Annotated in this window: 13 protein-coding genes and 1 pseudogene; 11 read left to right on the forward strand and 3 right to left on the reverse strand. The window is 72.2% G+C overall.

Going from position 1 to position 13,684, the window contains the following annotated elements:
* Window positions 1-15 precede the first annotated feature (15 nt).
* Complete coding sequence (locus C3489_RS24355) at window positions 16-582, forward strand: TetR/AcrR family transcriptional regulator (RefSeq protein WP_219821975.1); 567 nt, start codon at window positions 16-18, stop codon at window positions 580-582.
* Window positions 579-2,096, forward strand: coding sequence for an MFS transporter (locus C3489_RS24360; RefSeq protein ID WP_103784180.1), 1,518 nt, complete (start codon window positions 579-581; stop codon window positions 2,094-2,096). The genes C3489_RS24355 and C3489_RS24360 overlap by 4 nt, the downstream gene beginning before the upstream one ends.
* A 171-nt stretch (window positions 2,097-2,267) precedes the next feature.
* On the opposite strand, the gene C3489_RS24365 is transcribed toward C3489_RS24360, so the two are convergent.
* Window positions 2,268-2,942, reverse strand: coding sequence for a 1-acyl-sn-glycerol-3-phosphate acyltransferase (locus tag C3489_RS24365; protein WP_103784181.1), 675 nt, complete (start codon window positions 2,940-2,942; stop codon window positions 2,268-2,270).
* Between the two features lie 344 nt (window positions 2,943-3,286).
* Here C3489_RS24365 and C3489_RS24370 point away from each other — a divergent pair, with 344 nt between their 5' ends.
* From C3489_RS24370 to C3489_RS24380, 3 genes are all read left to right on the forward strand, one after another.
* Window positions 3,287-4,468, forward strand: coding sequence for a glycerophosphodiester phosphodiesterase (locus C3489_RS24370; protein ID WP_103784182.1), 1,182 nt, complete (start codon window positions 3,287-3,289; stop codon window positions 4,466-4,468).
* Window positions 4,469-4,536: 68 nt separating this feature from the next.
* Window positions 4,537-5,028, forward strand: coding sequence for a sigma-70 family RNA polymerase sigma factor (locus tag C3489_RS24375; protein ID WP_103784183.1), 492 nt, complete (start codon window positions 4,537-4,539; stop codon window positions 5,026-5,028).
* Window positions 5,029-5,085: 57 nt separating this feature from the next.
* Complete coding sequence (locus tag C3489_RS24380; protein WP_103784184.1) at window positions 5,086-5,583, forward strand: GNAT family N-acetyltransferase; 498 nt, start codon at window positions 5,086-5,088, stop codon at window positions 5,581-5,583.
* A 4-nt stretch (window positions 5,584-5,587) separates the two neighbouring features.
* Here C3489_RS24380 and C3489_RS24385 read toward each other — a convergent pair whose 3' ends face one another.
* Window positions 5,588-6,001: a hypothetical protein gene (locus tag C3489_RS24385; RefSeq protein WP_103784185.1), complete on the reverse strand. Its 414-nt coding sequence runs from the start codon at window positions 5,999-6,001 to the stop codon at window positions 5,588-5,590.
* Window position 6,002: 1 nt separating this feature from the next.
* Window positions 6,003-6,362, reverse strand: a complete 360-nt coding sequence (locus C3489_RS24390) for a hypothetical protein (RefSeq protein WP_103784186.1) — start codon at window positions 6,360-6,362, stop codon at window positions 6,003-6,005.
* Between the two features lie 576 nt (window positions 6,363-6,938).
* Here C3489_RS24390 and C3489_RS24395 point away from each other — a divergent pair.
* The 6 genes and pseudogenes from C3489_RS24395 to C3489_RS24420 form a co-directional block, all read left to right on the forward strand.
* Window positions 6,939-7,973 carry a methionine ABC transporter ATP-binding protein gene (locus tag C3489_RS24395; RefSeq protein ID WP_374936774.1) on the forward strand — a complete coding sequence of 345 codons (1,035 nt, stop codon included), beginning with the start codon at window positions 6,939-6,941 and terminating at the stop codon, window positions 7,971-7,973.
* Window positions 7,970-8,713, forward strand: coding sequence for a methionine ABC transporter permease (locus C3489_RS24400; RefSeq protein WP_103784188.1), 744 nt, complete (start codon window positions 7,970-7,972; stop codon window positions 8,711-8,713). Before C3489_RS24395 ends, C3489_RS24400 begins: the two co-directional genes overlap by 4 nt.
* A 67-nt stretch (window positions 8,714-8,780) precedes the next feature.
* The gene (locus tag C3489_RS24405; RefSeq protein WP_103784189.1) at window positions 8,781-9,614 is read left to right on the forward strand and encodes a MetQ/NlpA family ABC transporter substrate-binding protein; all 834 of its coding nucleotides are present in this window, start codon (window positions 8,781-8,783) and stop codon (window positions 9,612-9,614) included.
* Between the two features lie 142 nt (window positions 9,615-9,756).
* Window positions 9,757-10,395 (forward strand): GNAT family N-acetyltransferase, encoded by a 639-nt coding sequence (locus C3489_RS24410; RefSeq protein ID WP_103784190.1) that lies wholly within the window; start codon window positions 9,757-9,759, stop codon window positions 10,393-10,395.
* An 84-nt stretch (window positions 10,396-10,479) separates the two neighbouring features.
* Entirely contained in the window at window positions 10,480-11,691 is a 1,212-nt protein-coding gene (cbiE, locus tag C3489_RS24415; protein ID WP_103784191.1) for a precorrin-6y C5,15-methyltransferase (decarboxylating) subunit CbiE, read from the forward strand.
* Window positions 11,692-12,038: 347 nt separating this feature from the next.
* Window positions 12,039-13,684, forward strand: a pseudogene (locus tag C3489_RS24420) (5,6-dimethylbenzimidazole synthase); the annotation flags it as partial.

Below are 13,684 nucleotides of genomic sequence, written 5' to 3' on the forward strand. Positions count from 1 at the left end.
GCTTATGCTTGTCTCATGGCTGTCGATCGTGACCAGGTGCTGCGCAGCGCCGCCGCTCTGCTGACCCGGAAATCCACCGCGACCATGGACGAGGTCGCCAAGGCGGCCGGGATCAGCCGGGCCACCCTGCACCGCCAGTTCGCCGGGCGGGACGCGCTGGTCCGGGCGCTGGAGGCGCTCGGCATCGCCGAGTGCGAGGCGGCCCTGGACGCGGCCCGGCTCGACGACGGCCCGGCCGCCGACGCCGTTCACCGGCTCGTGCGGGAGATCGAGCCCGCGGCCGGGCTGCTCGCCTTCCTCTACACCGAGAACCAGCTCTTCGAGGGCGAGGAGCAGAACGCCGGCTGGGCCCGCATCGACGGCCGCATCGCCCAGCTGTTCCGGCGGGGCCAGCGCAGCGGCGAGTTCCGCATCGACCTCACCCCGGCCTGGCTCACCGAGGCACTCTTCGGCCTGCTCGCCTCCGCGGCCTGGGCCGTGACCGAGGGCCGCGTGGCCCCCAAGGACTTCACCTACATGATCGTCGAGCTGTTGCTCGGCGGCGCACGACGCAACGACCCGATCAGAAGAGAGGGATCATGACCAGCACCCTGCAGCCGGCCGGCACGACGGAGGCGGTGAAGCGCCCGGGCCGCTGGCTCGCGCTGTCCGTCCTCGTCCTGGCCGTGCTGCTGGTGGCCGTCGACGCCACCGTCCTCGGCCTGGCGACCCCCTACATCAGCGAAGACCTCAAGCCGTCCGGCACCCAGCTGCTGTGGATCGGCGACGTCTACTCCTTCGTCATCGCCGGTCTGCTGGTCTCCATGGGCAGCCTCGGCGACCGCATCGGCCGCAAGCGGATCCTGCTCGTCGGCGCCACGGCGTTCGGCGCCGTCTCCGTGCTGAACGCCTACGCCACCACGCCCGAGCTGATGATCCTGGCGCGTGCGCTGCTCGGCGTCGCCGGCGCGACCCTGATGCCGGCCACCCTCGCCCTGATCCGCAACATCTTCCACGACCCGCGTGAGCGCAGCCTCGCCATCGGCATCTGGGGCGCCACCGCGTCCGCCGGCACCGCCGTCGGCCCGATCACGGGCGGCTTCCTGCTGGAGCACTTCTGGTGGGGTTCGGTCTTCCTCATCAACCTGCCGGTGATGGCGGTGCTGGTGCTGGTGGGTGTCCGCACGCTGCCGGAGTCGCGCAACCCGCGGCCCGGGCCCTGGGACCTGCTCAGCGTGGTCCTGTCCCTGGTCGGCATGATCGGCGTCGTGTACGCGGTGAAGGAGGCCGCCACCCACGGCTTCACCTGGCTCACGCTCGCCGTGGGCCTGCTGGGCACGGCCGCCCTGTACGGCTTCGTCCGCCGTCAGCTCACCATGCCGACCCCGCTGCTGGACATGCGGCTGTTCCGCAGCCGTGGCTTCAGCGGCGCGGTGCTGGCGGACCTGCTGACCGTGCTCGGCATGTCCGGCCTGGTGTTCTTCCTGTCCCAGTACCTTCAGCTGGTCCAGGGCAGGCGCCCGTTCGAGGCGGGGCTGGCCGAACTCCCCGCCGCCGTGGGCGCGGTGGCGGCCGGTCTCGTGGCCGGGCGCGTGGCCCGCCGCTTCTCGGTGCGTGCCGTGGTCTCCGGCGGCCTCGCCGCGGTCGGTGTCGCGCTCGCGGCGCTGACCATGCTCGGCCAGTCCACCGGCTACCCGGTGCTGGGTGCCGCGCTGCTGGTCGTCGGCATCGGCGCCGGCTTCTCTTTCACGGTGACCGCCGACGTGATCCTCTCCAGCGTCCCCAAGGACCAGGCGGGCGCGGCCTCCGCGGTCTCCGAGACGGCGTACGAACTCGGCGCGGCCCTGGGCATCGCGGTCCTCGGTTCCATCGTGACGGGCGTCTACCGGGACTTCGCAGCCCCGGCGGGCACCCCGGCCCAGGCCCACGAATCGCTGGGCGGCGCGGTGGAGGCGGCCCACGCCCTGCCGGCCGACACGGCCCAGTCCCTGCTGGACTCGGCCAGAGAGGCCTTCGTCAACGGCCTGGGCATGGCATCGGGAGCAGGAGCAGCGGTCCTCCTCACGGCATCAGCAGCGGCCTGGTTCCTACTCCGAGACCAACGGCTGGGAAACTGACCCGAAGGGGCGCGGGGAACTGCGCGACAAGGCGCCGGTGAGAAGCAGATCTCCCCACCAACGGCGCGGAAGCCAACCCAAGGGGCGCGGGGAACTGCGCGACAAGCCACAACGACGCCGCAGCCGCCGTACGTCAACAGACGACACGGCGGCTGGGCGCACGCAGAAAACCTAGGCCGCTTCCTTGGCCTTGCTCGCGTACATGTCCACGTACTCCTGCCCCGACAGCCGCATCACCTCGGCCATCACCGAGTCCGTGACGGCCCGCAGCACATACCGGTCCCGGTCCATGCCCTCGTACCGCGAGAACTCCATGGGCTCACCGAAGCGAACCGTCACCTGACCGGGCCGGGGCATCCCCGCCCCGCCCGGCTGCAGCCGGTCCGTGCCGATCATGGCGAACGGCACGACCGGCGCCCCGGTCATCAGGGTCAGCCGGGCGATGCCCGTGCGGCCCCGGTACAGGCGGCCGTCGGGGGAGCGCGTGCCCTCGGGGTAGATCCCGAAGACCCTGCCCTCCTCCAGCACCCGGCGCCCGGTCATCAGCGCGGCGACACCGCCCCGGCCTCCGTCGCGGTCGACCGGGATCATGCCGACCCCGGTGAAGAACCAGGCCATCAGCCGGCCCTTGAGGCCCTTGCCGGTGACGTACTCGTCCTTGCCGATGAACACGACCTGACGGTCGCAGACCAGCGGCAGGATCATCGAGTCGATGAAGGTGAGGTGGTTGCCGGCGAGGATGACCGGGCCGTCGCCCGGGATGTGCTCGGCGCCCTCGACCCGGGGACGGAACATCAGGCGCATGACCGGTCCTAGCACTGCCTTGATGATCGCGAAGCGGGACAACGGGCCCTCCGGTGTCAAGGGATTCGGTATGAGTCTGTGCAGGTGAGGACGATACTCGCGGGTGCGGGCCTGGCGCACATCGGGTTCACCCAGGTCTTACGCACTGTTGACGTGGGTTCACCTGCGCGGCCGTCGCGCGGACGGCGGATGACGCGCCGGTGACGGTGTGACCGACGGCTCAGCCGGACCCTGTCCGGCTACCCCGACGAGCGGTCACCAGCCCCGGGACCGACCGGAATACGACATCCGCAGTCATCCGCGTGTTCCGGCCGAGGTCTCCCACTCGTCATGTGCACGCCCCTACGATCGCCGCGCACGGACACCCGAGGGGCAGGAGGTCGCACATGGGCACACAGGGGTCGCGGGAGACCGAGGAGCAGACGAGCGGGGGGACCGGCCGGCGGGCCCTGCTCGGCGCCGCGGTGTTCGGCGCGGGCGCCACCGTGCTGGGGCTGGCCGGTTCCGCGCAGGCGGCCGGCGGTGCGGCCCGGCACGGCGGCGGCCTGGGGAGCCTGCCCGTGCCGACGGTCATCGGGCACCGCGGGGCCAGCGGCTACCGGCCGGAACACACCTTCGGCTCCTACCAGCTCGCCCTGGACCTGGGCGCCGACATCGTCGAGGCCGGCGACCTGGTCCCCACCAAGGACGGTCACCTGGTGTGCCGGCACGAGCCGGAGATCGGCGGCACGACGGACGTCGCCGACCACCCCGAGTTCGCCGACCGCAGGACCACCAAGACGCTCGACGGGGTCCCGACCACCGGCTGGTTCACCGAGGACTTCACCCTCGCCGAGCTGAAGACGCTGCGCGCGATCGAGCGCATCCCGGCCAACCGCCCGCACAACACGCTCTACAACGGCCGCTGGGAGATCCCCACCTTCGAAGAGGTCCTGAAGTGGCAGGACGAGCAGACCCGCAAGCGCGGCAAGCAGGTCTGGATCTACCCGGAGACCAAGCACCCCACCTACTTCCGCAAGCTGGGCCTCGGCCTGGAGGAGCGGGTGGCCAAGCTGCTGCACAAGTACGGCAAGGACAAGCGCACCTCGCCGGTCATCCTGCAGTCCTTCGAGCCGACCAGCATCCAGCGGCTGAACAAGCTCGTCGACAACCCGCTGGTCGTGCTGCTGTCCTCGGCGAACAGCCGGCCGTACGACTTCGTCGAGGCCGGTGACCCGCGCACGGTCGCCGACCTGATCACCCCCAGGGGCCTGCGCGAGATCGCCGGGTACGCGCAGGGCATCGGCCCCACCCTGGACCTGGTCATCCCCAAGGACGCGAACGGCAACCTGACCACGCCGACCACCCTGGTCGCCGACGCGCACAAGGTCGGGCTGATCCTGCACCCGTACACCATGCGCAACGAGAACCCGTTCCTGCCGGCGAACTTCCGCAAGGGCGCCGACGCCGACGGCTACGGCGACTCCTTCGGCGCCTTCCGGACGTACTTCGCCACCGGCATCGACGGTGTCTTCACCGACAACCCGGACACCGGGCTGCTGGCCCGGGAGGACTTCGTCAACGGCTGACCGACTCGTTGGAGTGGGCCTGCGGCCGCCCGGGCAACCCTTGCCCGGGCGGCCGTGTCGTGCGGTGCGTGACGGACGACCTGCTCCTGATGTTGCGCCCGCTGCTCGCCGCCGAGGCCGCGGCCGAGGCATCCGCCTGCCACGCCGAACCCGCCGATCTGGAACAGGCGGTGTGGCTGCGGCTGCTCGAACGCCTCGCCGCCGCCGGTCCGCCGCCCGACCCGCAGCGCTGGCTGCGCCGGGCCGTCCGCGCCGAAGCGCGCCGGGTGCGCCGTACGACGCGGCGGGAGTGGCCCTACGACGGTGAGCCGGCCGGCGGCGGCCATGATCCGGAAGGACTGGCGCTGGCCGCCGCGCGGGGGCGGGCCCTGCGGGCCGCGGTGCGCCGGCTGCCCGGGCGGTGCCCGCGGCTGCTGGGGGCGCTGCTGTCGCCACGGGACCTGACATACCGGGAGATCGCGGGGGAGTTGGGTATCTCACAAGGCAGTCTCGGTCCGGAACGCTCCAGATGTCTGGGATGTCTGCGTCGTTTGCTCACACCGGAGGTTGCGGCTCGCTGACCGCGGGGATAGGAGTGGGGGACGACAGGTGATCAGGTGAGCGGGAGGCGTGCGCACATGGGCATGAGCGTGACCATCTCTGCGGCGACCGAGCAGGATGCCGAGCAGATCTTCAGGCTGCAGTACCTCTGCTTCCAGAGCGAGGCCGCTCTCTACGGCAACTACCGCATCGACCCGCTCGTCCAGCCCCTGGACTCGGTGCGCGAGGAGGTCGTACGCGACTGCGTGTTCGTGGCGCGGCTCGGCGACGAGGTGGTCGGGTCCGTGCGCGGCCGGGTCACCGAGGACGGCGCCGCCACCATCGGCAAGCTGTGCGTCCACCCGCGGCTGCAGGGCCACGGCATCGGCGCCCGGCTGCTGCGCACGGCCGAGACGGCGCTCGCCGAGGAGCACGGGGTCACGCGCTTCCGCCTGCACACCGGTCACCGCAGCGAGGGCAACCTGCGGCTGTACCGCCGGGTCGGCTACCAGACGGTCGGCACCGCCGAGGGCACCGACGGCGTCACGATGATCGTGCTGGAGAAGCCGGCCGGGGCGTACGCGCAGACGGCGTGAGACGTCAGGGCTGCTGCCGCGACTTGCGCAGCCAGTAGATCGCCGAGAGCGGCAGCAGCACCGGGATGAAGATGTAGCCCATGCCGTAGTCGGACCACACCGTCGCGTCCGGGAACGCCGACGGCTCGATCAGGGTCCACGTGCCGACCGTCAGCACCCCGGCCAGTTCGGCGGCACAGCACCACAGCGCCGCCCGGCGGGCGGTCTCACCGCCGCGCACCAGCGAGTAGGTGATGAAGCCGTAGACGACACCCGCCACCGCCGACAGCGAGTAGGCGAGCGGGGCCCGGTCGAACTCGGTCGCGATCTGGTACACCGACCGCGACACCGCGCCGACGACCATCACGCCGTACAGCCACACCAGCAGCATGCCGGGCCCGCTGATCAGCCGGGCCGGCTTCTCCTCCACCGCCGTCATCTCAGCCTCCCCAGATGTCGTAGAGCCGTACTTCGAGCACGGCGAGCACCACGCCGCCGGCGGCGACGGTCACCGAGCCCCACCGGGTGCGCTCGGCAAGCGACATGAAGCCGGCCGCCGGAACGCAGGCGAACGCGCCGAGCAGATACGCCACGAAGATCGTCGTGCCCTGATCCGGCTTCTCGCCCCGCGCCAGCTGCACGATCCCGATCACCAGCTGGACCACCGCGAGCAGCGAGACCACGGCCATACCGATGAAGTGCCAGTCCTTCGTCGGCTGGTCACGGTAGGCCGCCCAGCCGCACCAGGCGGCGAGCAGCAGCGCGGCGACCCCGGTCACCAGCGTCAGGACATCAAGCATGGGGCGACTGTATTACGGCCCGGACGCCGGAGAGTCCGCGCCCCCGGCCCCACCCGGACACCGTGGCGTTGGCCACAGCCACCGCGCCGGCGAGCTCGGCGCCCAGCTGCTGGTCCACGACCCGTCGGCCTTGTCCGCACAGGTCATCGCGGACCGCGTCGACATCTGCGTACGGGCCGGTCCGTGCCCGGCGCCGTCCCACCGCTGTCCACTATCCGGACATCGGTGACCGGTCAGGACCGTAGGTCTGCTTTACTGATCGCATGACCACGACGAGCGACCGCATCCCTGCGACCGAGGCGACCATGACGCCCGGTGCTCGTTGTATGTGTCGTACGCGCCGAATGTGCGCCTGCTAGAGGGCCCCTGCACCACCTGCGCCTCGCGCCCCGAAGCGAGTGCCCGCTCGTGTCCCGCCCGTACGCCCCGCGTACGCGACCGAGCCGCCGCCCCCGCGCGCACGTTCCCCCCAAGGTCGCGACCAAAGACGTGCCGCACCCCGGCTGCCTTCGACCATCCATGCCCCGTGCCCGGCGCCCACGACGTGCCGCGCACTCGACAGCGACGGAAACCCACGTGATCACCACACAGGGCCTCACCAAGGTCTACCGCTCACGCGGCCGCGAGGTCACCGCCCTGGCCGGCGTCGACCTGCACGTCCGCGAAGGCGAGGTGTACGGCGTCATCGGCCAGTCCGGCGCCGGCAAGTCCTCCCTCATCCGCTGCGTCAACCTGCTGGAGCGCCCCACCTCCGGCACCGTGACCGTCGACGGCCAGGACCTCACCGCCCTGGCCGGGCGCGGCCAGCGGGCCGGCCGTGAGCTGCGGCAGGCCCGCAGCCGCATCGGCATGGTCTTCCAGCACTTCAACCTGCTGTCCTCGCGGACCGTGCAGGACAACGTCGAGCTGCCGCTGGAGATCCTCGGCCGCTCCGGCAAGGACCGCTCCCGCAAGGCGCTGGAACTGCTCGACCTCGTCGGCCTCGCCGACAAGGCGGGCGCCTACCCCGCCCAGCTCTCCGGCGGCCAGAAGCAGCGCGTCGGCATCGCCCGCGCCCTGGCCGGCGACCCCAAGGTGCTGCTCTCCGACGAGGCCACCAGCGCCCTCGACCCGGAGACCACCCGCTCCATCCTGACCCTGCTGCGCGACCTCAACCGCGAACTGGGCCTGACCGTCCTGCTCATCACCCACGAGATGGACGTCGTGAAGACGGTCTGCGACTCGGCGGCGCTCATGGAGAAGGGCCGCATCGTCGAGTCCGGCACGGTCAGCGAACTGCTCGCCACCCCCGGCAGCAAGCTCGCCACCGCGCTGTTCCCGGTCGGCGGAGAGGCCTCCGCGGACGACCGCACCGTCCTCGACGTCACCTTCCACGGCGAGGCCGCCACCCAGCCCGTCATCTCCCAGCTCTCGCGCACCTACAACATCGACATATCGATCCTCGGCGCCGCCATCGACACCGTCGGCGGCCTCCAGATCGGCCGGATGCGCATCGAACTGCCCGGCCGCTACGAGGACAACGTCGTGCCCATCGGCTTCCTGCGCGAGCAGGGACTCCAGATCGACGTCCTGGGCCAGGAGCCCGTGCTGGTGAAGGAAGGTGCCAAGTGACCTGGTCCGAGATGCAGCCCCTGCTGTCGCAGGCGTGTTGGGACACCCTCTACATGGTGGGCTGGTCCACCCTCATCGCCGTCGTCGGCGGCCTGCCCCTCGGCATCCTGCTCGTCCTGACGGACAAGGGCGGCCTGCTGCAGAACGTCGTCGCGAACAAGGTCATCGGGCAGATCGTGAACATCGCCCGCTCGATGCCGTTCATCATCCTGATGGTCGCGCTGATGGGCTTCACCCGCTGGGTCACCGGCACCACGATCGGCCGTGACGCCGCGATCGTGCCGCTCGCGATCGGCGCCATCCCGTTCTTCGCGCGCCTCGTCGAGACGTCCGTCCGCGAAGTGGACGGCGGTCTCGTGGAGGCCGTGCAGGCGATGGGCGGCAGCACCTGGAAGGTCGTCCGCAGCGTCCTCGTCCCCGAGTCGCTGCCCTCGCTGATCTCCGGCACCACCACCACGGTCATCGCCCTCATCGGCTACTCGGCCATGGCCGGCACCGTCGGCGCCGGCGGCCTCGGCGACATCGCCATCCGCTACGGCTACCAGCGCTTCGAGACCGGGCTGATGTGGATCACGGTGGCCATCCTGGCCGTCGTCATCTCCCTGCTGCAGTTCGCCGGCGACTACACCGCCCGCACCCTGCACCGCCGCACCGGCAAGACCGGCGGCCTGCTCCTCTTCCGCCCGATGCGCGGAGTCTTCGGCGGCACCGTCGCCGCGGACGCCGTCCGCAAGGGCTGAGCACCCCCCAGAACTCCCCGTTCACCTGACAACGGGGTCGCACCACCCATAAGGAAAGGCACTTTTCGTGCGTAACACCGCCAAGATCACCACCGCCGTCCTCGCCGCCGGAGCCCTCACCCTGGGCCTGTCCGCCTGCGGCTCGGACAAGGACTCCGCCAAGGACCCGAACGCCACGCTGACCGTCGCCGCCACGCCCACCCCGCAGGGCGAGATCCTGACCTACATCAAGGACAACCTGGCGCAGAAGGCCGGCCTCAAGCTGGAGGTCAAGGAGTTCACCGACTACGTGACCCCCAACACGGCCGTCCAGCAGGGCGAGGTCGACGCCAACTACTTCCAGCACAAGCCGTACCTCGACGACTTCAACAAGAAGAACGGCACCGACATCGTCCCGGTGCCCGGCGGTACGGTGCACCTGGAGCCGCTCGGCGTCTACTCCAAGAGCCTGAAGAAGCTCGCCGACCTCACGTCGGGCGCCACCGTCGCGCTGCCCAACGACACCACCAACGAGGCCCGCGCGCTCAAGCTCCTGGAGGACAACGGGGTGATCAAGCTCAAGGCCGGTGCCGGGTACTCCGCGACCCCCAAGGACGTCACCTCCAACCCCAAGAACCTGAAGTTCAAGGAGCTGGAGGCGGCCCAGCTGCCGCGCTCCCTCGGTGACGTGGACGCCGCGGTGATCAACGGCAACTACGCGCTGGAGGCGAACCTCAGCCCGGCGAAGAACGCCCTCGCGGCCGAGAAGGCCCAGAACAACCCGTACGCCAACTTCCTCGCCGTGAAGAAGGGCGACGAGGACGACCCGCGCGTCAAGAAGCTCGCCAAGCTCCTCACCTCGCCCGAGGTGAAGAAGTTCATCGAGGACAAGTACCAGGGCGCCGTCGTCGCCGCGTTCTGAGCCGATCGGCGTACCGTCGGGGTCCGCTCCTCACGGGGAGCGGACCCCGTTGTGCGCTTCAGTGGTTACATGCTGCATGCTGGGCAGTTCAGCAGGCCCTGACGGTCTCTCAAAGGATCTCCCGAAGGTTACGGAGCGACGCATGACTGGCACCTTCCCCAACATCTCCATCAGCACGGAGCGGTTGGTGCTGCGTCCCCTCGACGAGGACGACGTGCCCGCCCTGACCGAGATGATGAACGACGAGCAGGTCGCCGCCTGGACCGACGTGCCCCGGCCGTTCACCGAGGACGACGCCCGGCGGTGGATCGACGAGTACGCCCCCGCCGAGCGCACCGCCGGACGGGGCCTGGACCTCGCGGTCACCGAGTTCCTCACCCAGCGCCTGGTCGGAGTCGTCCAGCTCACCAAGACCAACTGGCACATCCGGTCCACCGAACTGTCGTACATCGTCGCCCCCTGGGCCCGCGGCGAGGGCTACGCCTCCGAGGCCGCGCTCGCCACCGCCCGCTGGCTCTTCCACGACCGGAAGTTCGAACGCGTCGAGCTGCGCACCGCCGCCGACAACACCGCCTCCCAGCAGGTCGCCCAGAAGATCGGCTGTATCAGCGAGGGCGTGCTGCGCAACGCCTGCATAGTCCACGTCCGCACCGAGGACGGCGGCTGGACCGACGTACGCACCGACTTCATCGTCTGGAGCCTGCTCCCGGAGGACCTGGAGGGCACCGACGAGCAGCTCGCCGACACCAGCGGCTTCACGACGTACTCTGACTGGAACTGAGCCCCGGCACCCCACCAGGTGTGCTCGGAGCCGCCCACCCGTCCAGCACCCTGACGACCTGCGCAAACCTGGAGACTGACGACGATGGCCGACCGGGTCACGGTGATCGGCTGGGACGGCTCGCCGCTGACCGACGCGGCACGCGCCGCCCTCGGTGCCGCCACCCTGGTGGCCGGCGCCGCCCACCATCTCGCACTGCCCGAGGTGCCGCCCGGCGCCGAGCGCATCCGCCTCGGCAGCGTCGCCCTCGCCGCCCGCCGCATCGCCGCCCACCGCGGCACCGCCGTCGTCCTCGCCGACGGCGACCCCGGTTTCTTCGGCGTCGTGCGGACCCTGCGCGACCCCGAGTTCGGCCTGGAGGTCGAGGTCGTCCCCGCCGTCTCCTCCGTCGCCGCCGCCTTCGCCCGCGCCGGCATGCCCTGGGACGACGCCCAGGTGGTCGTCGCCCACCCACGCACCCTGCGCCGCGCGGTCAACGTCTGCCGCGCCCACACCAAGGTCGCCGTCCTCACCGCCCCCGGCGCCGGTCCCGCCGAACTCGGCCTCCTCCTGGAGGGCGTCCACCGCACCTTCGTCATCTGCGAGGAACTCGGCACCGAACGCGAACAGGTCACCGTCGTCACCTCCGACAAGGCCGCCGACCACACCTGGCGCGACCCCAACGTCGTCATCGTCATCGGCGGCCGGGCCGGCGCAGCCGAGGGCGGCGGCTGGATCGCCGGCCGCGACCCGGCCACGACCCCGCGCGGCTGGACCCTGCCCGCCCACGCCTACGACGGCGACCTCGGCGAGGGCGAGAGCGAGCCGCTGCGCGCCGCCCAACTCGCCCGCCTCGGACCCCGCGTCGGCGACCTCGTGTGGGACATCGGCTGCGGCACCGGCGCCTTCGCCACCGAGGCGGCCCGGGCCGGCGCCGCCGTCCTCGCCGTCGACCGGGACCTGGACGCCTGCGCCCGCACCGACGCCGCCGCCCGCCGCCACGGCGTCCAGCTGCAGATCGTGCACGGCACCGCCCCGCAGGTCCTGGAGAACCTGCCCGAACCCGACGTCGTACGGGTCGGCGGCGGGGGAGCGGCCGTCGTCTCCGCCGTCGCCGACCGGCGCCCGCAGCGCATCGTCACCCACGCCGCCACCCGGGACGCCGCCGAACTCGTCGGCCGCGACCTGACCGAGCACGGCTACCAGGTCCAGTGCGCCCTGCTGCAGTCCGTCGAACTCGACACCCGCGCCTGGAGCGAGACCCAGCGCAGCGTGGCGTTCCTGCTGACCGGGGTGCTTCCGGACCGAGCCCCGTGATCGGCTTGTCGTACCGCGCGCGGTAGGCTGGCCGATCGTCGTACCGCAACCGGTCACCCGGCGCTTCGCCGGTCAATGTCCGTAAAAACCGGCCCGTTTTGGGGTGGGTGTGGTACGGCAGAACGCGTGGACGCGCAACGTGGCGCAGTCCACAGCGGGCTGTCGCGGATCACGCTGTCGCGACGGTGGAACGACCGGGACAATGCCACTCAATGGCTTTGTCGCCTTTTCCGGGCGGGTCGTTCGTGCCGCTGGGCACGCCCGCTCGTTCTTCACTGCGGGGCGGTCGGTGCGCCGTTCCGGGTGAACTGGTCGTAGAGGCACTAACCGATGGGCGAGGGGTACGCATGACCGACACCGGCCAGGTCCCGGGCGAGGGGCTGCCGGAGAACGCAGGCACGGTGGAGCAGCCGGGAGCCTCCGCGCCCGGTGCGTACGCCTACCTCTCCGAGACCACCGCCGAGGACGAAGACCTGCTGCTGCCCGGCTCCCACGGGGCCTGGGGCAACGAGGTGACCCCGCCCGCGCCCGAGCCGGTCGTCGAGGCCGTGCACGAGCCGGGTCCGCACGAACTCTCCGGCCGCGACAGCGGCTCGGTCGACCTCAGCGGCGTCCGCCTGCCGGGCCCGACGCCGCAGCGTACGGCGCCGACGCGGCCGATCCCGCCGATCACCCCGCGCCGCCCGCTGCACCTCGGCCCGCCGACCCCGGACACCTCGGCGAGCCCGGTCCGCTCCCTCGCGGACCGCGGGCCGGCGGGTGCTCCGGGCGCCGCCGTACGGCAGCAGGTCGCGCCGGCCGCCGGCCCCGAGTACCTGGACGTCCCGGAGCAGACGGCGGCTGTGCAGCAGGCCGCTCCGGTGCAGCAGGCCGCTCCGGCGCAGCAGCCCGTGAGCGAGGCGCAGGCCGCGCCGGCACCGCAGTCGGGGTCCTGGCCGGCGCAGGCCCAGGTGGCCGAAGGGGCGGCCGCTGCGGAAACGGTTGTTCCGGCAGCGGCCCCGCAGCCCGGCCCGGTGGACGCCGCCCAGGCCGCCGTGGCCCGTCTGACGACGGAGGCGGTCACGGCGACGGGCAGCCATGTGCTGCCGCAGGCCGAGGAGCAGCAGGTTCCCGCGGAGACGTCGGCGGAGACGTCGGCGGAGACGGTGACGGAGGCGGAGGCCGTGGCCCACGGCGAGGCGGCCGGGGCCGTTGTCGCCGACGCCGGGCACGGCGTGGCGCCCGAGACTGTGGCGGCCGATCCCGAGACCGTGGCGGCCGAGCAGGCCGCCGGTGCGGAGGCCGCGGTGGACGCCGGCTCCGCCGAGGCTGCCGAGAGCCTGCCGGTCGCTGCCGACGCCCCGGTAGCTGCCGACGTCCCGGTTGCCGGGACCGCCCCGGTGGATCAGCCGGCCGAGGCCGCCCCGCCGAGCGAGGACACCGCCGCGCAGCCCGCCGGGCCGGACGCCGTCCCGGACCAGGCGGTCGACGCCGCTCAGCCGGCCGCTGCGGCAGCCGAGCCCACGGCACCCGCTGCCGACGATGCCCAGCCTGCTGAGCCGGCCGGTGCCGAAGTGGCCCAGGCCGCTGAACCGGTGGCGCCCGAGGCCGCGGAGCCGGTCGCCGCCCCCGTGGAGGCGGCGCAGGCTCCCGAGCCCGTCGTGGCGCAGGCTCCGGCCGCTCCCGAGCTTCCCGCCGAGATTCAGGCATCCGAGCCGGTCGCCGCCGACGCCGCTCAGGCCGCCGAGCCCGCCGCCACCGCGCAGGCACCCAAGGTGCCCGCCGCGCCCGAGGCCGCTGCGGCGCAGGAGACCCCTGCCGCCCCGCAGGCACCCGAGGCGCCCGGCACGCCTGACGCGCCCCACGCCGCCGCGACCCCGGAGGCGGACACTCCTGTCGTTCCCGAGCCCGAGGCCACCGTCACCGCGCAGCCCGAGCCGGGCAACCCCAGGACGCGCCCGCCGCCCCGGCCGTGCCCGAGTCGCCCGCGGCACAGGTTCCGCAGGCCGCCGAG

The sequence above is a fragment of the Streptomyces sp. Ru71 genome, assembly GCF_002920535.1.
Taxonomy (GTDB): Bacteria; Actinomycetota; Actinomycetes; order Streptomycetales; family Streptomycetaceae; genus Streptomyces.

Coding starts and splice junctions, on each gene's coding strand:
- C3489_RS24370 (WP_103784182.1), top strand. CDS start 3,287: ATGGGCACACAGGGGTCGCGGGAGACCGAGGAGCAGACGAGCGGGGGG.
- C3489_RS24385 (WP_103784185.1), bottom strand. CDS start 6,001: ATGACGGCGGTGGAGGAGAAGCCGGCCCGGCTGATCAGCGGGCCCGGC.
- cbiE (WP_103784191.1), top strand. CDS start 10,480: ATGGCCGACCGGGTCACGGTGATCGGCTGGGACGGCTCGCCGCTGACC.
- C3489_RS24380 (WP_103784184.1), top strand. CDS start 5,086: ATGGGCATGAGCGTGACCATCTCTGCGGCGACCGAGCAGGATGCCGAG.
- C3489_RS24390 (WP_103784186.1), bottom strand. CDS start 6,362: ATGCTTGATGTCCTGACGCTGGTGACCGGGGTCGCCGCGCTGCTGCTC.
- C3489_RS24410 (WP_103784190.1), top strand. CDS start 9,757: ATGACTGGCACCTTCCCCAACATCTCCATCAGCACGGAGCGGTTGGTG.
- C3489_RS24360 (WP_103784180.1), top strand. CDS start 579: ATGACCAGCACCCTGCAGCCGGCCGGCACGACGGAGGCGGTGAAGCGC.
- C3489_RS24355 (WP_219821975.1), top strand. CDS start 16: ATGGCTGTCGATCGTGACCAGGTGCTGCGCAGCGCCGCCGCTCTGCTG.